The following is a 20040-nucleotide window of genomic DNA, read 5'->3' on the forward strand; positions in this document are numbered from 1 at the left end:
CGGCACCCGGACCGTATGGATCCCGTGAGGATCGCCGACCGTGGCGCCGCATCCGGATTGAATCGAGCGGTGCCCGTCGCCGACGGCGCGCACGCACGTGCCGGGAGACGGCGGAATAGGATTCGGAGAATGAGCGCAGATCGGATGCCGAGGCGCGGCCGTGCCGGCGCCCTGCCGGCCGGTGCAGTGCTGCTGCCCCGCATCGCGGGAGGCGCACTCGGCTGGCGGCGCCAGCTGGCCGGCTTCACCGTCGCGCTCGTCTGCGGTCCCCTGCTCACCTGGCTGCTGCTGACGCTGCGCCGTCCGGAGTCGATCACGGCCGAGGTGCTCTCTTATCAGCTCCTCGTCGTCATCGTCGCGCTGATCGGCGGGCTGTACCCCGCGGTGTTCGCGGCGGTGCTCTCCGGCATCACCCTCGACTTCCTCTTCGTCGCCCCGCAGTTCACGATCACCGTCGAGCATCCTCTGCATCTGGTCGCCCTTCTGCTGTACGTCGTGATCGCCGTGCTGGTCAGCCTCATCGTCGACCAGGCCGCCCGCCGTGCCCGCGCAGCGAACCGCGCCGCGGAGGACGCGGAGCTGCTCGCCGCCGTCGCAGGCAGCGTCCTGCGCGGCGAGAACGCCGCGCAGGCCCTGGTCAGCAGGACGCGTGAGGCGTTCGGCCTCGCCGGCGTGCGCCTGCTCGCCGCCGACGGCGAGGTGCTCGCCCGCGACGGAGAGCCGCTGGCCGACGGACGGATGACGACCGTGCCGGTCGGCGCTCCCGTCGACGGCAGCGCGCGCGCCGTGCTCGAGCTGCACGGGCATCCCCTCGACGCCCCGTCGCGCCGGCTGCTCGACGCGATCGTGGCGCAGCTGTCGGCCGCGATCGAGCACACCGACCTGCGTGCGACCGCGAAGGAGGCGGAGGCGCTCGCCGAGACCGATCAGGTCCGCAGCGCGCTGCTGTCCGCGCTGAGCCACGATCTCCGGCGCCCCCTCGCCGCCGCGGTCGCCGCGATCGGCGGCCTCCGCGGGGCGCACGATCTCTCCGCCGCCGATCGCGAGGAGCTGCTCGCGACCGCCGACGAGAGCCTGAGCACCCTCACCACGCTGGTGACCGATCTGCTCGACGTGAGCCGCGTGCAGGCGGGCGTGCTCGCGGTCTCGGCGGTGCCGATCGACGCTGCGGGCATCATCCTCGCGGCGATCGACGAGCTGGGGCTCGGCCCTGCCGACGTCGAGCTGCGCCTGGACGCGTTCCTGCCGCCGCTGCTCGCCGACCCCGTGCTGCTGCAGCGCGTCATCGTGAACGTGCTCGCCAACGCCCACCGGTTCTCCCCCGCGCAGACGCGGGTCGTCATCACGACCGCGCGGTCGGGCCCGATGGCGGAGATCCGCGTCATCGACCGGGGAGAGGGAGTGCCGGCGGAGCGCCGCGACGAGATCTTCCAGCCGTTCCAGCGGCTCGGCGACACCGACAACGCCACCGGGCTGGGCCTGGGCCTGGCCCTGTCCCGCGGCTTCGCCGAGGGCATGGGCGGCACGCTCACCCCCGAGGACACGAGGGGCGGCGGCCTGACGATGGTGATCGCGATGCCCCTCGCCGCCGACGACCGGAAGGACACGGAGTGAAGCTCCTCATCGCCGACGACGACCCGCAGATGGTGCGGGCTCTGCGCATCACCCTCTCCGCACACGGCTACGAGGTCGTCGCCGCCGCCGACGGTGCGGCCGCCGTCGCCCTCGCCGCGCAGACGCACCCGGACATCATCATGCTCGACCTGGGGATGCCGCACCTCGACGGCCTCGAGGTGATCCAGGCGCTGCGCGGCTGGACGACCGTGCCGATCATCGTCGTCTCCGGCCGCACCGACTCCGCGGACAAGGTGGACGCACTGGATGCCGGCGCCGACGACTTCGTCACCAAGCCGTTCCAGGTCGACGAGCTGCTCGCGCGCCTGCGCGCGCTCTCCCGTCGCAGCGTGACCGCGGGCGGGGAGTCCACCGTGGCCTTCGGCGACGTCGTCGTCGATCTCGCCACGAAGACGGTCACCCGGGCGGGCTCGCGCGTGCACCTCACACCGACGGAATGGAGGATGCTGGAGCATCTGTCCCGGCATCCGGGAGCCCTCGTCACCCGTCAGGACCTGCTGAAGGAGATCTGGGGCAGTGAGCAGGTCGCGGACTCCGGCTACCTGCGCCTGTACATGTCGCAGCTGCGGAAGAAGCTGGAGACGGAGCCCAGCGCGCCCGCGCATCTGCTCACCGAGTCGGGGATGGGCTACCGGCTCGTGCCCTGAGCCGCGGACCGTTCGGAATTCCTCAGAGAACGCGCGTTCTGGCTCGTGCAGGGGTCGATTCGGCATCGTCGGCCACGATTCCTGAGGAGTCGTGAACGCGAGCGGATGCCGTCAGGCGCGCGTCGCGGCCTCGATGAGCACCTCGGCGGCGGCGCGCGCCTGCGCGGCGACCTGCGGGTCGGCGGAGATCGCCGCGGTGCTCTGCGCCCCCTCCGCGAGGATCGCCAGCTGGGCGGCGAGCGCAGCGGGCGCCCCCGCCTCCACGACGAGCCCCGCCATGTACTGCTGGAAGGACGCCTTGTGCTCCCGCACGATGGCGGCGACCTCCGGGCTCGTGCCGCCGAGCTCGCCGAAGGCGTTGATGAACGCGCAGCCACGGAAGTCGTCGGTGCAGAACCAGTCCTCCAGGTAGCCGTACACGGCGAGCAGGCGCGCCCGCGGGTCGGGACCGGCGGCCGCCACCGCGCCGGTGAGCCCGGACTCCCATTCGCCGTGCTTGCGCTGCAGCACGGCCGAGACGATGTCGGTCTTCGAGGGGAACAGGGCGTAGAGGCGCCGGAGCGACACGCCGGCGGCGGCGCGGAGCTCGTCCATCCCGACGGCCGCGTATCCCTTGCGGTAGTAGAGCTCCTCGGCGGTGGAGAGGATGCGCTCCCTGGCCTCGTCTTCGGTCATGCCAAGAGTTTACTTGACACGAGAACGTTCGTTCTCTACATTGGGACGCATCGAGCGAGAACGACCGTTCTCACCAGGACAGGAAGGGACAGGATCATGGGTTACATCAGCGTCGGCACGGAGAACACCACCCCGATCGAGCTCTACTACGAGGACCAGGGCGCAGGTCAGCCGGTCGTGCTGATCCACGGATACCCGCTGAACGGCCACAGCTGGGAGCGCCAGACCCGCGAGCTGCTCGCCCAGGGCTATCGCGTCATCACCTACGACCGCCGCGGCTTCGGCCAGTCGTCGAAGGTCGGCACCGGCTACGACTACGACACGTTCGCCGCCGACCTGAACACGGTGCTCGAGACCCTCGACCTCCGCGACGTCGTGCTCGTCGGCTTCTCGATGGGCACCGGTGAGCTCGCCCGCTACGTCGCCAGGTACGGCCACGACCGGGTCGCGAAGCTCGCCTTCCTCGCTTCGCTCGAGCCCTTCCTCGTGCAGCGCGACGACAACCCGGAGGGCGTGCCGCAGGAGGTCTTCGACGGCATCGCCGCGGCCGCGAAGGGCGACCGGTACGCCTGGTTCACCGAGTTCTACAAGAACTTCTACAACCTCGACGAGAACCTCGGAACGCGCATCAGCCAGCAGGTCGTCGACGCGAACTGGAACCTCTCCGTCACCAGCGCCCCTGTCGCCGCCTACGCGGTCGTCCCGACCTGGATCGAGGACTTCCGCGGCGACGTCGAGGCCGTGCGCGCGGCCGGCAAGCCCACCCTCATCCTGCACGGCACGAAGGACAACATCCTGCCGATCGACGTCACCGCCCGCCGGTTCCACCAGGCGGTGCCGGACGCCGACTACGTCGAGGTCGAGGGCGCCCCGCACGGCCTGCTCTGGACCCACGCCGACGAGGTCAACGCCGCGCTGAAGGAGTTCCTCGCCAAGTGACGCCGCTGCCGCGGCATCCGCTCTCCCTGCGAGGCGGATGCCGCGGCTTCGTGCGTCCGGAGGCCGGTGCCCGGTCTCAGCCGCGCATCGCGACGCCGCGGCGCCAGTACCCCATGAACGCGACCTGCGCGCGGTCGATGCCGAGGTCCTTCACGAGGTGGCGGCGGAGCGTCGTGACGACGCCGCTCTCGCCGGCGATCCAGAAGTAGCGGTCGGCGGGAGCATCCGCCGGCGCGATCTCCTCGCCAAGGCCGGAGTACACCGGGGTCTCCCAGAGGAGCTCCTCCCCGTCGATGTCGCGGACCTCGACAGCGGTGTGCGCGTCGCCGAGGTGCGCGAGCACGGCCGGGATGAGCAGCGCGCCGTGCAGCTCCCCGCCGGCGCGCGGCAGCCAGGTCACTTCGACGCCGACGGGCGCGGCGATGGGGAGGATGTCGTCGGCCGTGGGCACCTCGATGAACGCGGTGCCGCGCAGATCGCCCGGGGCGTCCTCGAGGATGCGGGCGATCGCCGGGGCCGCGGTCTCGTCACCGGCCAGCAGCACCGAGGATGCCGTGCCGGGGGCGTACTCGATGCCGCCGCGGTCCTCGCGGCCGCGGCGCGGTCCGACCAGGAAGATCTCGTCTCCGGGCTTCGCCGCGCTCGCCCAGGTCGAGGCAGGACCGGTGAGTCCGGGCTGCAGGTGCAGCACGAAGTCGACGACCACCTCGCTGCCGGCCTCGGACACGACGAGCTCGCGCACCGAGTAGGTGCGCATCGAGCCGCGCTCCTCCTCCGGCACGGCGAGGAACGCACCCCACCAGTCCTCGGAATCGCGATCGAGGGGCGGGAGGACGCCGGATGCGGGCGGGAAGATCAGCTTGATGCGCGTGTCGTAGACGTCGCCTGGCGTGCCGAAGTCGTCGAGATCCGCACCGCCGAACGTGACGCGCACGAAGTTCGGCGACACCCTCTCGACGGAGCGCACCTCGGCGAGGGCGAGGATGTAGGGCGATCGCGTTGCGGTCTCAGCGGACATGGTGCCTCCCGATGGGCGTGACCAGCGGCTTGCCGGAAACGGGGTCTGTGGTGACGTGGTTGGCGAGGCCGAAGACCTCCTGGACGAGTTCCGCGGTGACGACCTCGTGCGGGGTGCCCGTGGCGTGCACGCGACCGTCCTTCATGGCGACGAGCTCGTCGGCGTAGCGCGCGGCGAGGTTCAGGTCGTGCAGCACCATGACGATGGTGGTGCCGCGCGAGACGCTGAGGTCGGTGAGCAGGTCGAGCACCTCGACCTGGTGCGCGACGTCGAGGAAGGTCGTCGGCTCGTCGAGCAGCAGGATGTCGGTCTCCTGCGCGAGGGCCATCGCGATCCAGACGCGCTGCCGCTGGCCGCCGGAGAGCTCGTCGACGCTGCGGTCGGCGAGCTCGGCGGTGCCGGTGGCCTCGAGCGCATCGGCGACGACCTCGTAGTCGTGCGCTGTCCAGCGAGACAGCATCCGCTGGTGCGGGTGGCGTCCGCGGCCGACGAGGTCGGCGACGGCGATGCCCTCCGGGGCGATCGGCGACTGCGGCAGCAGCCCCAGCACCCGGGCGACCTCCTTCGTCGGTCGGGCGTGCACGGACTTGCCGTCGAGCACGATCTGCCCGGCGGTCGGCGACAGGAGCCGCGCGAACGAGCGGAGCAGCGTCGACTTGCCGCATCCGTTCGCCCCGACGATGGTGGTGATCCGGCCGGGGGCGAGGGTCAGGTCGAGTCCGTCGATGACGGTGCGGTCGCCGTAGCCGAGGGTGACGGACTCGGCCGACAGGGTGTGCGCCGCGGTCACAGGGAGCCTCCCGAGCGGTTGGTGCGGATGAGCAGGTGGATCAGGTACGGGGCGCCGAGCACACCCGTGATGACGCCGACCGGATATCGGGCGCCGAGCGCGAACTGCCCGATGAGGTCGCCGCCGAGCACGAGCAGGGCGCCCACGAGTCCCGCGGGGAGCAGCAGGTTCGCCCCGGGGCCGGTGAGGCGCGCGGCGATCGGTCCCGCCATGAACGCCACGAAGGCGATCGGGCCGGTCGCGGCGGTGGCGAAGGCGAGCAGCACGACGGCGCCGAGGATGAACAGCACGCGGGTCGCGTTCACGCGCACGCCGAGTCCGGATGCCGAGTCGTCGCCCAGCCTCATCGCGCCGAGTGCTCGCCCCTGCAGCAGCATCAGCGGCACGGTGACGGCCGCCGCGAGCGCGAGCGGCAGGACGCGCTCCCAGGAGGCGTTGTTGAGGCTGCCGGTCAGCCACTGCATGGCCGTCTGGATGTCCCAGTTCGCGGCGCGCGACAGCACGTAGGAGATCACGCTCTGCAGCATCGCCGCCACGCCGATGCCGATGAGGATCAGGCGGGTGCCCGCGAAGCCGCCCCGGTTCGAGAGCAGGTAGATGACCGCCGCGGTGACGAGCGCGCCGGCCAGGGCGAGCAGAGAGACGACGGGGCCGTTCAGCGAGAGCACGACGATGCCGAAGACGGCCGCCGCCCCTGCGCCGTTGGAGATGCCGATGATGTCGGGCGAGGCGAGCGGATTGCGCAGCAGCGTCTGGAAGGAGACGCCGGCGATGCCGAACGCGAGACCGGAGAGGATGCCGAGCACCGCCCGCGGCAGCCGCAGCTCCCCGACGGTGAACGAGGCGCCCGGCACGGTCTGCCCGAGGATCACGCGGATGATCTCGTCGAGGCCGTAGAGGGTGTTGCCGACCATGAGGGCTGTGACGAACAGGGCGAGGAGCAGGATGCCGAGCGCGATGCTCACGCTCGCGTGACGACGGTGGCGGGCGCGGCGGCCGGCGATGACGGCCACCACGCGGTCGGCCGCGGGCGCCTGCTGCGTGAGAAGGGTCACAGTTCACGCACCTTCTGGCGGCGGACGATCCAGATGAAGAACGGGGCGCCGAGGACGGCGGTGATGATGCCGACCTGGATCTCCTCGGACGAGGGGGCGATCACGCGGCCGACGACGTCGCTCGCCGTGAGCAGCGCGGCACCGGCCAGGGCGGAGAAGGGCAGCAGCCAGCGGTGATCGGTGCCGACCAGCATCCGGCAGAGGTGCGGGATGACGAGGCCGACGAAGCCGATGGGGCCGGCGATCGCCGTGGCCGCGCCCGCCAGGATCACCGCCCCGAGCGCGGAGACGAGGCGCGTGCGGAAGACGTGCTCGCCGAGGCCGGCGGCCATGTCGTCGCCGAGGGCGAGGGAGTTCATGCCCCGCGCGGAGGCGAAGCAGATGAGCGCACCGGCGGCGAGCACGGGAGCCGTGATCGCGATGCGCGGCCATTCCGCGCCGCCGACCCCGCCGATCTGCCAGGACTGGAAGGCCTGCAGCAGGTCGACCCGCGGCAGCATGATGGCGCTGACGAGCGAGGCGAACGCCGCGGAGGTCGCGGCGCCGGCGAGGGCGAGCTTGAGCGGGGTGGCGCCGCCGCGGCCGAGGGAGCCCACCGTGTAGACGAAGGTCGCGGCGACGGCGGCGCCGGCGACGGCGAGCGCCATCTGGCCGTAGGGGTCGCTGATGCCGGCGAAGGCGATGCCGACGACGACCGCGAGCGCCGCGCCGTTCGAGACGCCGAGGATGCCGGGGTCGGCGATCGGGTTGCGCGTCACGGCCTGCATCGTCGCGCCGGCGAGCGCGAGCGCCGCGCCGACGAGGATCGCGAGCACTGTGCGCGGGATCCGCTTGATGATGGCGGCCTGCGCGATGGTGTCGTCGTGTCCGCCGAGGGCCGCGAGGACGTCGTCGACCGACACCTCCCGCACGCCGAACGAGACGGAGAGGATGGCCAGGACGGCGAGGACGCCGGCCCCGGCGAGCAGCCAGGCCGCGCGCACCGCCACCGGGCGCCGCAGGTCTGCGGCGCCCGGGTTCACGCGGCCCTTGTGGGGTGCGATGGCGGTCACGATCGTGCTGCTCCCGCGGTCTCAGCCGGCGAGCGGCTTCGCGAGCACGGCGAAGTAGTCGTCGAGGCCCCACGGGATGGACAGCGGCGACGGGTTCGCAGAGGCCGCGAGCGGCGTCGCGTCGCCGAGCACGGCGATGCGTCCCTCCGCGATGGCGGGGATCTTCGACAGCAGCGGGTCGGCCTGCAGCAGCGGGACGATCGACTCGTCGCCGTAGGTGACGAACACGTCGACGTCGCTGAAGGTATCGGCCTCTTCGGCGCTGACGCTGAGGTAGAACTCGGTGCTGTCGGCGTTCTCCTCGACGGCGGCCGGGAACGGCAGGCCGATGTCGTGCAGGTAGCCGGGGCGCGTGTCGATGGCCGTGTAGTAGCCGACCTGGCTGAGGTCGGACGGGTCGATGTACGAGAAGAGGAGCTTCTTGTCCTTCAGCTCGGGGTGCGCCTCGAGAGCGGCATCCGCCTGTGCGTGCAGATCCGCGATGAGGGCCTCGCCCTCCTCCTCGAGGCCGAGCGCCTTCGAGTTCAGGGCGATCATGTCGTCGACCGAGGTGCCCCAGGCGATCTCCGGGTAGGCGACGACGGGTGCGATCTTGGAGAGGGTGTCGTACTCCTCCCGGGTCAGACCCGAGTACGAGGCGAGGATGACGTCGGGGTTCGTGTCGGCGACGGCCTCGTAGTCGATGCCGTCGGTCTCGTCGAACAGCACGGGAGTCTCGGCACCGAGCTCCTCGAGCTTGTCCTCGACCCAGGGAAGCACGCCGTCTTCGTCGTCGTCGCCCCAGGTGGCCTTGCTCATGCCGACCGGCACGATGCCGAGCGCCAGCGGCACCTCGTGGTTCGCCCACGCGACGGTGGCGACGCGCTCCGGCTTCTCGGTGATGGTGGTCTCTCCGTACACGTGCTCGATCGTGACGGGGAACGCGGAGTCGGAGGCCGGGTTGCCGCCGGCGGGAGCGTCTTCGGCAGTGGCAGGGGCGCAGGCGGTGAGGCCGAGGGCGAGTACCGCTGCGGCGCCGAGGGCGACCAGAGGGGAAGTGCGCACAGGCATGTCCTTCGGGTAGGTGGGGGACTTCGACGCGAGGGGGCGCCGCGGCTTTGGTAAGCCTGCCCTAACCTAACACATACTTAGGTAAGCCTTAACTCCACTCGACATCGAGGACCAGCGCTGCCCGCTCGGCCTGTCACGCGCGCCCGGGATCAGACGCCGAAACGAGCGCGAGGCCGAAAGAGCATCCGAAGGAGCATCCGGAGCTGCCTTTCTGACCTCGCACCAGACGACGGGATGCTGCTTCGGCCCGGCACCCGCGCGAAACGCCGCGGGAAAAGCGAAAACCGGCCGGACCCCGAGGGGTCCGGCCGGTTCGCGAAGTCTGTCGCGTGCTCAGAGAGCGCGGATGTTCGCCGCCTGCATGCCCTTGGGGCCACGCTCAGCGTCGAATTCGACCTTCTGGTTCTCACGGAGCTCCTTGAAACCGGAGCCGGTGATAGCCGAGTAGTGGGCGAAGAGGTCGTCGGTGCCGTCATCGGGAGCGATGAAGCCGAAGCCCTTTTCCGCGTTGAACCATTTCACAGTGCCAGTGGCCATGTGTTTCTACTTTCTGTTGAATGACCGCTCGCGCGGCCTGCACCGCGACGAGTCATCCGCCGCGTGTGCTCGGTCACCGTACCACGGCAGGCTGACGAGAAGCCTCGACGTCGAGATGCCGCTGCGCGGCGACGGCCGCCTCGGTGCGCGAGCTGACGCCGAGTTTGCGGAGAACGGCCGACACATGCACGCTCACGGTCTTCACGCTGATGAACAGCCTCTCGCCGATCTGCCGGTTGCTGAGCCCCTCCGCGATGAGGCTCAGCACCTGCCTCTCCCTGGCGGTGAGGAGCAGCGTTTCGGCATCCTCCTCGATGCCGGCGGAGCGGAGTCCCGCGGCCGAGGCGAGGTCCTCGACGATCCGGATGAGCCCGGCGTGCTCGATGCGGGCCGCGATGCCCGCCGCCTCGTCGAGGAGGCGTCCCGCACCGGCGCGGTCGCCGTGCTCGATGAGCATCCGCGCCCGCTCCAGGCGGGTCATCACGCGGAAGACGACGGGGACGTCCTCGCCGTCGGCGAGCCGCACGGCATCGTCGAGCGCTTCGGCAGTGGGCGTGAGCAGCGCGTCGAGGATCGCCGACCATATGTCTCCCCGCAGCTCCGTCGACTGTGCGTTCCACGCCTGACGCACCTCCCCGATCGCGGCCTCCACGTCGGCGCCATGGGCGCGGAGCTCGGAGACGAGCCAGCCGGCCTGCAGGAGCAGTCGCCGCTGATGGATCAGGACCGGCCGTTCGTCGCGCAGCATCCCGCGGATCTCCTCGAGCGCGCCGGCGAGATCGCCACGGCTCTGGGCCACCTCCACGCGCATCATGACCTCGTCGTACCAGATCTGCCGCTCGGCGCGCCCGGTCTCCTCGAAGGCGGGCTGCCACTCCTGCATGACCTCGGCCGCCTCCTCATGACGGCCGCGCCAGCAGAGGACGCGCACCCGCGTCATCGTCGCGTACATGTGGAAGATGCGCAGCGTGTTCTGGGAGAGCTCGCGCGCGAGCATCCCCTCCACTCGCCCGATCTCACCCAGCTCCAGCAGCGGCACGGCCATGTTCTGCGTCATCACTGCACCGGAGGTGCGCTCCACGCCGTACTCCCTGGCGCGGACCAGCCCCTCCTCTGCCACGCGCACCGCATCGCGGTAGCGCCCGAGGAGCCCGAGGAGGTCGGAGTAGTTGACCCGGTATCGCATCTCCGCGTTGGTGCCCCTGGCGAGACTCAGCGCGAGCGCGTACTCGCGGTGCCCCTGCTCGATCTCGCCGCGGTGCGTGCGCGCGGCGCCGCGGATGTTCGCGGCGATGGAGGCCTCGTCGTCGTCTCCGGCGCGGGCCGCCCGCTCGCCGGACTCGGTCGCGAGGACGATCGCCTCGTCGAGGCGGCCGGCGATCATGTAGCGGCTGGCCAGCTGGGTGAGGACCGAGGCCCGCAGGCGATCGTCGTCCACGCGCTCGAGCAGGGCGAGGGATTCGTGCAGCAGCTCGATCACCCCCGGCCTGCCGAGGTTCATCGTGTAATAGGCCTTGTCGCGCAGCAGGCGGGCGTGCATCCTCGGGTCGACCACGGCCGGGTCGATCTCCGAGAGGGCGACGTTGACGACCGCGAGCGCGCGCTCCCCGTCTCCGCCGTTGCGCAGCACCGAGCCCAGGGCGCGCAGCAGCTCGAGGCGTTCGACGCCGGCGACCTCCGCGGCATCCGGAACCTGAATCCACAGGTCGAGCACGAGCTCTCCGAAGCGCGCCGCGGAGGCGAAGGCGAAGCGCGCCTTCGCGTCGAACATCGCGTTCACCGCGGCGGCGAGAGCCTTGCGGTCGTCCTGCGCGAGCTGCCAGTGGTAGGCGAGAGCAGCCGAGTCGCCGGTGTCGCTGCCGGCACACTCCGCCTCGAGCACCTCGGCGTAGGCGCGGTGCAGGCGCGCCCGTTCGCCGGGCAGCAGGTCGTCGTGCACGGCCTCGCGCAGCAGCGCGTGCCGGAAGCGGTAGTAGTCGTCGTCGACCACGACGAGGATGCCGCTGCGCGTCGCCTCGCGGATGCCCTCGTCGAGACGGTCCTCCGGCAGGGCGGCGAGCCGCGTCACCAGCGGATGGGAGAGAGGGCGTTCCGCCCCCGAGACGACCTGGACGACGCGGCGGGCGTCGTCTCCCAGCCGGTCGAAGCGCGCGAGCAGCAGGTCTCGGAGACTGTCGGGCAGCGGGCCCTTCGCGCAGCCCGCGATCTCCTCGACGAAGAACGGCACGCCCTCGGCACGCTGTTGAATGCGCTCGAGAGCGGTGTCGCTGAGCCGGTGCCCGGTGATCTGCTCGGCGAGGCTGCGCACAGCATCCTCGCCGAGTCGTTCCAGACCGATCCGCTCGAGCAGGCGCCCGCGCGTGGCCTCGCCGATGAAGCGGCTGACGGCATCGCCACGGCGGACGTCGTCGGTGCGGCAGGTGAGGATCAGGAGGATGCGACCGCGGCCGAGCGTGCGCAGCAGGAACGACAGGATGGCGAGGGTCGACTCGTCGGCCCAGTGCAGGTCCTCGACGACGATGACCTGCGGCGCGTGCTCCGCGGCTGCCTCGATGAGGGCGGCGATCGCGTCGCGGAGGCGGTCGGGGCTGGTGCGCTCGCGCTCGGTGGCGCTGAGCTCGGGGAGCAGGGTGCCGAGAGCCTCGACTCCCACGCCGAGGTGCTCGCGGACGCGGTCGGCGCCGAGGCGGGCGACGATCGAGCGGAGGATCGCGGCCAGCGGCCCGAAGGGCGAGCGTGCCGCACCGAGGTCGAGGCACCAGCCGACGTGCACGTCGGCTCCGGTCGCGATGTCCGCCGCGAACTCACGCAGCAGCCGGGACTTGCCGATGCCCGCCTCGCCCTCGACGAGGACGGCCGCCGGGATGCCCTCACGGGCCCGGTCGAACAGCACGCGCACATGGGCGAGGTCGGCGTCGCGGCCGACCATCGTCGCGGTGGGGGCGATCGGGGGCATGGACTCATCGTCCCACCCCCGACCGACATCGGGCGCCGATCCGGAGATCTCCGGCGGCGCGACCGTGCTCACCGGGCGACGGCCGGCTCGCAGACCGCGGCGCCGCGGGTGTCCGCGACCGCTCGCGCCGACGACGGCACGAGCAGGCGCAGCAGCCGGGAGACCAGGCCGGGGCGCGCCACGATCTGGTCGGCGTGCTCCGCGAGGAAGCGCCGGCACGCGGCCCTGCGCTCCATCTGCTGCAGCTCGACGCGGGCGACCTGGTCGGTGAAGTACGGGTGCTCGAACATGACATCTCCTCTTTCGCTGTACCCCTACACTCCGCTCTGAGGCGGGGGCACGGCATCGGGAGGATTCCCTATCTTCGTGGGCTCTTCGGGCTGCGGCTGTCCCTAGTCCGGCGCGAGCGCCTCAGACACGCAGCAGCGTCGGGCGCGCCGACGGGCGTGAGCGCTCGGGGGCGAGGATCGCGAGCACCCTGACCAGGGTCGTCATCCAGAGCAGTCCGAGGCCGACCACGATCGCCTCGAGCGCGGTGACCCCGTACACGCCGAACGGACGCCACAGCAGCACCGCCGCGACGACCAGCCCGACGACGCCCACGGTGGTGATCACCAGCGCATGCGGACGTCCGGGGATCACGACGGCGGTCCACACGGCCGCGGCGGCGAAGAGCACGAGCGCCGAGAACGCGGCGATGTTGTGCGGGATGTGCGCGCGGTGCAGCGGCAGCAGGCCGACCGCGGCGAGCGCGGCCCCGGTCGCGGCCCAGAGCACCACCACGACGGCGATCCGGCCGAGCGCCGCGTCGCCGAGCATCCGGTGCAGATCCCGCCCGATGTACGAGCCGACGGTCGCGACGAGGAGCCCGGCGACCACCAGGGTGCCGTTGAACGCCCAGGCGCCCGCCCCGTTCCCCAGGGCGGAGAAGTTGTGCTCCCACCAGCGCGGGTCGGCGGCCGTCGCCATCGCGAACAGGGTGCCGATCACGAGGTAGCCGAACAGGATGCCGGCGAGGTCGGCCGTGCGCAGGCCGATGCCCGCGCCGTAGGCGAAGCGCCCGCCGACGGCTGCGGCGACCCCGGTGAGGACACCGCCTCCTGGCGCTCCGAGCTCGAGGCCCTGCAGGCCGGCGGCGAGGATCTCGGAGACGAGCAGCACCCCCATCGCCGTCACGCCGCCGAAGGCGACGGTCAGCGCCACCGCGGAGAGGTCTGAGATCACGGCCTGCCAGCGCGGCATGGGCGCGGTCTCGCCGCGGCGGTGCCGCACGGTGCTGAACGCGAAGGCGGCGGCTGCGAGAAGCCCCGCGATGAGGGCGATCCGGGGCGCGAGCGATCCCTCGCCGGTGAGCGGGCGCGGCTCGCCAGCCAGGAGCAGGATGCCGCCGCCCGCGCCGAACGCGAAGCACACGACCGTCGCCCAGACGGCCTCGGTCTCGCCCCGCAGTCGCTGCGCCTCGTCCATGCCTCCATGCAAGCATCCGCCGCCGACGGGGTCGACCGCCTCGCCGGGGCGGCCGGGATCGCGAAGTCACCCGCCTCGCGGGGCGTGCGCGCGTTCACTCGCCGGAGCGCACACGCCGATACGGCGCAACCACCGCGCCGGACGCCGAGGTGCGCCGAACGGCCGCCTCCCAGGCTCTGGCGCGACACTTTCGCGCACGCACCCCCGACCTCTGCGCGCACGTCCACGACGCCGATCACGCACGGACGGCTGAAGCGGATGCCGCAGCCGCACTACCGTGGGAGCATGCGCATCCCCGCCGCGATCCGCGCCTCCAAGCGCTCCCCGCTGCTGCAGGTCGTGAAGTCCGCCGCGGCGACGATCGCGGCGTGGCTGATCGCGGGATGGGCCTTCCCCGGCCAGCTGCCCGTGTTCGCCGCGATCGCCGCGCTCCTCGTCGTGCAGCCGAGCGTGAACCAGTCGCTGTCGAAGGCGCTGGAGCGCAGCATCGGCGTGATCATCGGGGTGCTGGTCGCCGTCGGACTCGGGCTTCTCCTCGGCTCGCCGAGCTGGATCGTGCTGCTGGCGATCGTCGTGGCGATGCTCGTCGCCTGGGTGTTCCGCGCCTCCCCCGGCACGGGCAACCAGGTGGCGATCTCCGCCATGCTCGTGCTGGCGCTGGGCTCGTCGAGCCCCGAGTACGCGTTCGCCCGCATCGCCGAGACGCTCATCGGCGTCGTGATCGGCATCGTCGTGAACGCACTCATCGTGCCGCCGGTGCTCACGGGACCTGCCCGCCGCGACCTGGGCCTGCTCGGGAGGGAGCTCGCAGCCAGCCTCGACCGCCTCGCTGCCGCCCTGGGGCAGCCGCAGACCCCGGCACAGCTGCAGGAGCTGATGCTGCAGGTGCGGCTGCTGCGCCCGATGAAGGACGCCGCCGAGGCATCCATCGCGGCCGGCGAGGAGTCCCTCACCCTGAACCCGCGCCGCTCCGCGCACCGCGAGGAGCTGCGCGAGATGCGGGCGCTGCTCGAGCGCCTCTCGCCGATCGTGACGCAGACGATCGGCATGACCCGCGCTTATTTCGACCACTACGACGACGCCCTCGGCGAGGAGCCGGCGGTCACCGCGATCGCCGAGCAGCTGCGCCGGGCCGGGCACGACGTGCGCCTCGCCGTGCAGACCGCGGCGGTCTCCCCCGAGCCCGAGGCCCTGACCTCGGCGATCCCCGCGCTGACCGCTCCGCTGGTGATCCACCCTCCGGCATCCGGTCACTGGATCCTCATCGGCTCGCTCATGGAGGACCTCCGCCGCATCCGCGGGGAGCTCCTCGACGAGGACTGACCGCTCCTCGCTGTTCACGATTCCTCAGAAACCCTGCTCCTGGCGGGTTCTCCGGCCCCGGCGACGCGGATCCCGCGCCTTCTTGAGGAGTTCTGAACGGGCGGCCCGGCCTACCCTGGAACCATGACGCTCGAAGAGGCACTGTCCGAGCTCGCCGCGCTCGAGGACCCGAAGATGCGCGCCGCGAACGAGAAGCGCGGCGACGACCACGGAATGAACCTCAGCAACCTCCGGTCTCTCGCGAAGCGGGTCAAGACCGACCACGCGCTGGCGAAGGAGCTGTGGGCGACGGGCGAGACGCCGGCCCGGCTGCTGGCGCTGCTCATCTGCAAGCCCCGCGAGTTCAGCGCCGATGAGCTCGACGCGATGCTGCGGCAGACGGATCGCCCGAAGGTGAACGACTGGTTCGTGAACTACATCGCGAAGAAGTCGCCGCGGGCTGAGGAGATGCGGCTGCGCTGGTTCGGCGACGCCGATCCCACCGTGGCAGCGGCGGCCTGGTCGCTCACCACGGTGCGCGTCGCCAAGCAGCCGGAAGGCCTCGACCTCGAGCATCTCCTCGATCTCATCGAGCGCGACATGAAGGATGCTCCCGGCCGCCTGCAGTGGGCGATGAACGAGACGCTCGCGACGATCGGCATCCATCACCCGCACCTGCGCGACCGCGCACTCGCGATCGGGAACGACCTGCAGGTGCTGGCCGACTACCCGACCGCGCCGGGCTGCATCTCTCCCTTCGCGCCCATCTGGATCACCGAGATGGCGAAGCGCCTGCCCTGACCGTCAGGGGGTGTCTCCCACCGCGTGCGGTCGGGGCACCGTGAGCATCACGCCGGTGTCGGTGAACTCCTGCTGGATCTCCTCGTTGTGCCGGTAGGTGAGCAGGCTCACCACGACCGCCGCGACGAAGGCGAGCACGAATGCCGGGAGCAGTTCGTAGAGTCCGGTGTTCATCGCCTTCCAGATGAAGACGGTCGCCGCTCCCACGAACATGCCGGCGAGCGCACCCCAGTTGGTGAGCTTCCGCCAGAACAGGCTGAGCAGGATGATCGGCCCGAACGCCGCGCCGAAGCCGGCCCAGGCGAACGAGACCAGCCCGAGGATGGTGTCGTTCGGGCTGACCGCGAGGATGATCGCGATGATCGCCACGACGAGCACGGCCAGACGCCCCATCAGCACGAGCCGCTTCTGCGACGGCGGCGTCTTCTTGACCACCTTGTAGAGGTCCTCGACGAGAGCCGAGGAGCAGACCACGAGCTGGCTGGACACGGTGCTCATGATCGCGGCGAGCACGGCGGCGAGCACGAGGCCGGCGACGAACGGATGCAGCAGCGTCTGCGACATCAGCAGCACGACGGTCTCGGGGTTGTCCAGCGTGATGCCCTGCTTGGCCATGTAGGCGATGCCGACGATGCCGGAGAGGATCGCGCCGCCCATCGACAGCACCATCCAGGAGATGCCGATGCGGCGTGCGCTCTTGGCCTCCTGCGGCGTGCGCAGCGCCATGAACCGGACGATGATGTGCGGCTGGCCGAAGTACCCGAGCCCCCAGGCGAGCGCAGAGACGATGGCGAGGAAGGTGCCGCCGGTGACCGCCCCGCCGCCGAGCAGTGACAGGAAGCCCTCTCCGCCGTGCTCGGTGATGAGTGCAGCGGTCTCGCCGAATCCGCCCGTCGCGATGATCGCCGAGATCGGCACGACGATGAGGGCGATCACCATCATCAGCCCTTGCACCACGTCGGTGAGGGAGGCGCCGAGGAATCCGCCGAAGAGCGTGTACAGCAGCGTGATGCCGCCGACCAGGAGCATCCCGAACATGTAGTCGCCGTTGAAGGAGCTCTCGAAGAAGACGCCGGCGGCGACCATGCCGGAGGAGATGTAGAGGGTGAAGAAGACCAGGATGATGAGGCCGGACAGCACCCGCAGTGCGCGGCTCGTGTCGCGCAGGCGGTTCTCGAAGTAGCTGGGGATCGTGATCGAGTTGCGCGACACCTCGGTGTACGCCCGCAGCCGGGGAGCAACGAGCAGCCAGTTCAGGTAGGCGCCGATCGTGAGCCCGATCGCGATCCACGCCTCGATGAGGCCGGCCGCGTAGATCGCACCCGGCAGGCCCATGACCAGCCAGCCGGACATGTCAGCGGCCCCGGCGCTGATCGCGGCGACCCACGGCGGCAGGTTCCGCCCGCCGAGCATGTAGTCCTCGTGGTCGTCGGTGCGCTTGTAGGCGAAGTAGCCGATGAGGAGCATCCCGGCGAAGTACACGCCGAGGGCCACGTAGGTGAAGATCTGGTCGGACATCGTCGTCCCTTCTTCGCGGCGGATCTCGCCGCACCGTGGTCCGACGATGGCAGAGACGGATGCCGGTGTCCAGGTCCCACGCGGGACGGCGCCCTCTCGGGCGGTGGACACGTACTCGGGAGGAGGATTCCGGGACTCACCGGCCGGACGCGTGAAGCTAGGCGGCCGCCCGTGCGACGTGGCTGCGGGCGTGCGCCGCGGCTGCATCCAGATCATCGAAGAGGTGGTTCTGGTGCCGCAGCGACGCGAGCACGCCGACGCGCTCGGCGAGCGCCAGGTGCTGGGGCGGGATCCCCTTCACGAGCACGGTGATGCCGCGCCGCTCGAGGGAGGTGATGAGCTCGGTGATCACCTGCGCACCGGTGGCGTCGAGTACCTGCAGCTGCGACATCCGGAGCACGACCACCTCGATGTCACGAAGGGCTCCGACGCGCTCCATCGTCCGCTCGGCCGCCCCGAAGAACAGGGCGCCCTCCAGCCGGAACACGGCGATCCGCTCGTCGCCGGGGACGACCGGACCCGGCAGCTCCTCGCGGTGCACGCCGCTGGTGCGAGCGAGCTGGCGGAGGGCGAAGAAGCCGGCGGCGAGGAGTCCGATGAGCACGGCGTAGATGAGGTCGACGCTGACGGTGACGATCGCAGTGAGGCAGAAGACGACGGCATCCGCCCTGGTGGATCGCAGCACCGTGCGCACCGTCGACGGGGCGATCATGCGGCACGCGGTCACCATGAGCACTCCGGCGAGCGCGGCGAGCGGGATGTGCGAGACGACGGATGCTCCCACCAGGGCCACCGCCAGCAGCAGCAGACCATGCGTGACGGCCGCGAGCCGGGTGCGGGCGCCGGCGCGGACGTTCACCGCGGTGCGGGCGATCGCACCGGTCGCCGGCATTCCGCCGAACAGTCCCGCGGCGAGGGACGCCAGCCCCTGCCCGACGAGCTCGCGGTCGGGGTCGTAGGGACCGGTGTCGGCGAGGGTCGAGGCGACGCGCGCCGACAGCAGCGACTCGATCGCGGCGAGCGCGGCGACGGCGGCGGCGGGTCCTGCGAGCGGCAGCAGCGTCGCCGGGGAGAGGTCGGGCAGGGTCGGCGCGGGGAGGCCGGCCGGGAGTGCGCCGATCGTGTCGACGGGCAGCCCGAAGCCGACGGCGATCAGCGAGGCGACGACGATGGCGAGGAGGGAGCCGGGGAACCGGGGGTGCAGGCGCAGCGCCCCGAGCATGATGGCGACGACCACCCCGACGAGCAGCAGCGACCAGCCGAGCTTCGGCCATTCCGCAGTGGCGAGCGACTGCACCGCGGCGACGACCGCGTTCGTGCTGTCGCCCGGGCGCGTGCCGGTGGCGGTCGGCACCTGCTGGAGGAAGATGATGACGGCGATGCCGAGCGTGAACCCCTCGATCACCGGCCAGGGGATGTACCCCACGGTGCGGCCGAGCCGCAGGGCGCCGGCGGCGAGCACGAAGAGCCCGGCGAGCAGGCAGACGGCGGCCAGCGCGCCGGCGCCGCGCTCGGCGAGGATCGGCGCGAGCACGACGACCATGGCGCCGGTCGGCCCGGACACCTGCACGTTCGAGCCGCCGAACACCGCGGCGACGACGCCGGCGACGATCGCGGTGATGAGGCCGCTCTCCGCCCCCGCGCCGGAGCTCACGCCGAAGGCGAGGGCGAGAGGCAGGGCCACGATGCCGACGGTGACTCCGGCGAGCAGGTCGCCCTTCCAGGAGCGGGCGAGACCGCGGTAGTCGGATGCCGCCGGCAGCAGCCCCCGGACGGCCTGCAGGCCCTTCGCTCTCATGCCCGCGCGGGGATCTCGGGGAGACCCTCGCTCTCCACGAGCTGCCGCTGCGTGGTCTGCAGGATCTCGCCGAGCAGGGCGCGCGCCACGCGGAGCAGGTCGGCGACCTGCGGGTACGCGAGTCGGTAATAGACGAGGCTGCCGCGCCGCTCGGAGACGACGAGACGGTTGCGGCGGAGCACCGCGAGGTGCTGCGAGACGTGCGAGGCCTCGAGCCCGACGACCTCGAGGAGGTCGGAGACGGACACCTCGGGGGAGGCCGAGAGCACCTCGAGGATGCGGATGCGGATCGGGTGCGCGAGCCCCTTGAACAGGCCGGCCTTCACCTCGTACAGCGGGCGGTTCGGATCGCTGAGCATCCTCTTCCCCTCTCCCGGCCGCGGCTTCGCGCCCGCGGTCTGATGGATTCATCATATCGCGCTATCCTGGTCGCATGGCCGACTCCCTCCCCCTCTGCCCCGAGTGCTCCAGCGAGCACGCCTACGAGATGGGCGCCCTGCTCGTCTGCCCGATGTGCGGGCACGAGTGGTCGCCGTCTTCGGAGGCCGCGGAACCGGCCGATGGCGAGGGCGAGGGCGAGCGGGTCGTGAAGGATGCCGTCGGCAACGTCCTCGCCGACGGCGACACGGTCGTCGTCACGACGACGATCAAGGTGAAAGGGTCGCCGCAGGGCATCAAGGCCGGCACCAAGGTGCGCGGCATCCGCCTGATCGATCCGGTCAACGGCCACGACATCGACTGCAAGGTCGACGGCTTCGGAGCGATGCTGCTGAAGTCCAGCCTCGTCAAGAAGGCCTGAG

At 71.4% G+C, this 20040-nt stretch carries 18 protein-coding genes and 1 pseudogene; 6 read left to right on the plus strand and 13 right to left on the minus strand.

The annotated features are described in order from the left end of the window. Positions 1-168: 168 nt before the first annotated feature. Both G6G98_RS12115 and G6G98_RS12120 read left to right on the plus strand, forming a co-directional pair. Positions 169-1614, plus strand: a pseudogene (locus G6G98_RS12115) (sensor histidine kinase); the annotation flags it as partial. Then, positions 1611-2282 (plus strand): response regulator, encoded by a 672-nt coding sequence (locus G6G98_RS12120; RefSeq protein ID WP_164234172.1) that lies wholly within the window; start codon positions 1611-1613, stop codon positions 2280-2282. The pseudogene G6G98_RS12115 and the gene G6G98_RS12120, both read left to right, overlap by 4 nt. Positions 2283-2393: 111 nt before the next feature. On the opposite strand, the gene G6G98_RS12125 is transcribed toward G6G98_RS12120, so the two are convergent. Then, positions 2394-2957, minus strand: coding sequence for a TetR/AcrR family transcriptional regulator (locus G6G98_RS12125; protein WP_164234171.1), 564 nt, complete (start codon positions 2955-2957; stop codon positions 2394-2396). A 96-nt stretch (positions 2958-3053) separates the two neighbouring features. Between G6G98_RS12125 and G6G98_RS12130 the strand changes: the two genes are divergently transcribed. Further along, positions 3054-3896 (plus strand): alpha/beta fold hydrolase, encoded by an 843-nt coding sequence (locus tag G6G98_RS12130; RefSeq protein WP_067356321.1) that lies wholly within the window; start codon positions 3054-3056, stop codon positions 3894-3896. A 76-nt stretch (positions 3897-3972) separates the two neighbouring features. On the opposite strand, the gene G6G98_RS12135 is transcribed toward G6G98_RS12130, so the two are convergent. The 9 genes from G6G98_RS12135 to G6G98_RS12175 form a co-directional block, all read right to left on the minus strand. Beyond that, entirely contained in the window at positions 3973-4914 is a 942-nt protein-coding gene (locus tag G6G98_RS12135) for a siderophore-interacting protein (protein WP_164234170.1), read from the minus strand. After that, a complete protein-coding gene (locus G6G98_RS12140; protein ID WP_067356328.1) occupies positions 4904-5704 on the minus strand; it encodes an ABC transporter ATP-binding protein in 801 nt (266 codons plus the stop codon). Before G6G98_RS12140 ends, G6G98_RS12135 begins: the two co-directional genes overlap by 11 nt. Continuing rightward, entirely contained in the window at positions 5701-6759 is a 1059-nt protein-coding gene (locus G6G98_RS12145) for a FecCD family ABC transporter permease (RefSeq protein ID WP_164234169.1), read from the minus strand. Before G6G98_RS12145 ends, G6G98_RS12140 begins: the two co-directional genes overlap by 4 nt. Further along, the gene (locus G6G98_RS12150) at positions 6756-7814 is read right to left on the minus strand and encodes a FecCD family ABC transporter permease (protein ID WP_432207077.1); all 1059 of its coding nucleotides are present in this window, start codon (positions 7812-7814) and stop codon (positions 6756-6758) included. Before G6G98_RS12150 ends, G6G98_RS12145 begins: the two co-directional genes overlap by 4 nt. Positions 7815-7832: 18 nt before the next feature. After that, positions 7833-8861, minus strand: coding sequence for an iron-siderophore ABC transporter substrate-binding protein (locus G6G98_RS12155; RefSeq protein ID WP_432207075.1), 1029 nt, complete (start codon positions 8859-8861; stop codon positions 7833-7835). 333 nt (positions 8862-9194) lie between these two features. Further along, complete coding sequence (locus tag G6G98_RS12160) at positions 9195-9398, minus strand: cold-shock protein (protein WP_042538190.1); 204 nt, start codon at positions 9396-9398, stop codon at positions 9195-9197. Positions 9399-9471: 73 nt separating this feature from the next. Next, positions 9472-12354, minus strand: a complete 2883-nt coding sequence (locus tag G6G98_RS12165) for a helix-turn-helix transcriptional regulator (RefSeq protein ID WP_164234167.1) — start codon at positions 12352-12354, stop codon at positions 9472-9474. Between the two features lie 68 nt (positions 12355-12422). Next, positions 12423-12644, minus strand: a complete 222-nt coding sequence (locus G6G98_RS12170) for a hypothetical protein (protein ID WP_164234166.1) — start codon at positions 12642-12644, stop codon at positions 12423-12425. Positions 12645-12765: 121 nt separating this feature from the next. After that, positions 12766-13821, minus strand: coding sequence for a DUF998 domain-containing protein (locus G6G98_RS12175; protein ID WP_243842114.1), 1056 nt, complete (start codon positions 13819-13821; stop codon positions 12766-12768). Positions 13822-14106: 285 nt separating this feature from the next. Here G6G98_RS12175 and G6G98_RS12180 point away from each other — a divergent pair, with 285 nt between their 5' ends. After that, positions 14107-15144 (plus strand): FUSC family protein, encoded by a 1038-nt coding sequence (locus G6G98_RS12180; protein WP_164234165.1) that lies wholly within the window; start codon positions 14107-14109, stop codon positions 15142-15144. A gap of 123 nt (positions 15145-15267) precedes the next feature. Further along, positions 15268-15924 (plus strand): DNA alkylation repair protein, encoded by a 657-nt coding sequence (locus G6G98_RS12185; RefSeq protein ID WP_164234164.1) that lies wholly within the window; start codon positions 15268-15270, stop codon positions 15922-15924. 3 nt (positions 15925-15927) lie between these two features. Here G6G98_RS12185 and putP read toward each other — a convergent pair whose 3' ends face one another. The 3 genes from putP to G6G98_RS12200 all read right to left on the minus strand — a co-directional run bounded on the left by putP (position 15928) and on the right by G6G98_RS12200 (position 19599). Next, positions 15928-17442 (minus strand): sodium/proline symporter PutP, encoded by a 1515-nt coding sequence (putP, locus tag G6G98_RS12190; protein ID WP_067356352.1) that lies wholly within the window; start codon positions 17440-17442, stop codon positions 15928-15930. 157 nt (positions 17443-17599) lie between these two features. After that, complete coding sequence (locus G6G98_RS12195) at positions 17600-19240, minus strand: SulP family inorganic anion transporter (protein WP_164234163.1); 1641 nt, start codon at positions 19238-19240, stop codon at positions 17600-17602. Beyond that, positions 19237-19599: an ArsR/SmtB family transcription factor gene (locus G6G98_RS12200; RefSeq protein WP_164234162.1), complete on the minus strand. Its 363-nt coding sequence runs from the start codon at positions 19597-19599 to the stop codon at positions 19237-19239. The genes G6G98_RS12195 and G6G98_RS12200 overlap by 4 nt, the downstream gene beginning before the upstream one ends. Positions 19600-19673: 74 nt before the next feature. Between G6G98_RS12200 and G6G98_RS12205 the strand changes: the two genes are divergently transcribed. Beyond that, a complete protein-coding gene (locus G6G98_RS12205; protein ID WP_164234161.1) occupies positions 19674-20039 on the plus strand; it encodes a zinc ribbon domain-containing protein YjdM in 366 nt (121 codons plus the stop codon). Position 20040 lies beyond the last annotated feature (1 nt).

It is taken from the genome of Microbacterium hydrocarbonoxydans (assembly GCF_011752045.1).
In the GTDB taxonomy this organism is placed as follows: Bacteria; Actinomycetota; Actinomycetes; order Actinomycetales; family Microbacteriaceae; genus Microbacterium.

Bases quoted from the DNA above. Each gene is read 5' to 3' on its own strand.
- G6G98_RS12125 (WP_164234171.1), bottom strand. From the start codon at position 2,957: ATGACCGAAGACGAGGCCAGGGAGCGCATCCTCTCCACCGCCGAGGAG.
- G6G98_RS12130 (WP_067356321.1), top strand. From the start codon at position 3,054: ATGGGTTACATCAGCGTCGGCACGGAGAACACCACCCCGATCGAGCTC.
- G6G98_RS12135 (WP_164234170.1), bottom strand. From the start codon at position 4,914: ATGTCCGCTGAGACCGCAACGCGATCGCCCTACATCCTCGCCCTCGCC.
- G6G98_RS12155 (WP_432207075.1), bottom strand. From the start codon at position 8,861: ATGCCTGTGCGCACTTCCCCTCTGGTCGCCCTCGGCGCCGCAGCGGTA.
- G6G98_RS12160 (WP_042538190.1), bottom strand. From the start codon at position 9,398: ATGGCCACTGGCACTGTGAAATGGTTCAACGCGGAAAAGGGCTTCGGC.
- G6G98_RS12165 (WP_164234167.1), bottom strand. From the start codon at position 12,354: ATGCCCCCGATCGCCCCCACCGCGACGATGGTCGGCCGCGACGCCGAC.
- G6G98_RS12170 (WP_164234166.1), bottom strand. From the start codon at position 12,644: ATGTTCGAGCACCCGTACTTCACCGACCAGGTCGCCCGCGTCGAGCTG.
- G6G98_RS12175 (WP_243842114.1), bottom strand. From the start codon at position 13,821: ATGGACGAGGCGCAGCGACTGCGGGGCGAGACCGAGGCCGTCTGGGCG.
- G6G98_RS12180 (WP_164234165.1), top strand. From the start codon at position 14,107: ATGCGCATCCCCGCCGCGATCCGCGCCTCCAAGCGCTCCCCGCTGCTG.
- G6G98_RS12185 (WP_164234164.1), top strand. From the start codon at position 15,268: ATGACGCTCGAAGAGGCACTGTCCGAGCTCGCCGCGCTCGAGGACCCG.
- putP (WP_067356352.1), bottom strand. From the start codon at position 17,442: ATGTCCGACCAGATCTTCACCTACGTGGCCCTCGGCGTGTACTTCGCC.
- G6G98_RS12195 (WP_164234163.1), bottom strand. From the start codon at position 19,240: ATGAGAGCGAAGGGCCTGCAGGCCGTCCGGGGGCTGCTGCCGGCGGCA.
- G6G98_RS12200 (WP_164234162.1), bottom strand. From the start codon at position 19,599: ATGCTCAGCGATCCGAACCGCCCGCTGTACGAGGTGAAGGCCGGCCTG.
- G6G98_RS12205 (WP_164234161.1), top strand. From the start codon at position 19,674: ATGGCCGACTCCCTCCCCCTCTGCCCCGAGTGCTCCAGCGAGCACGCC.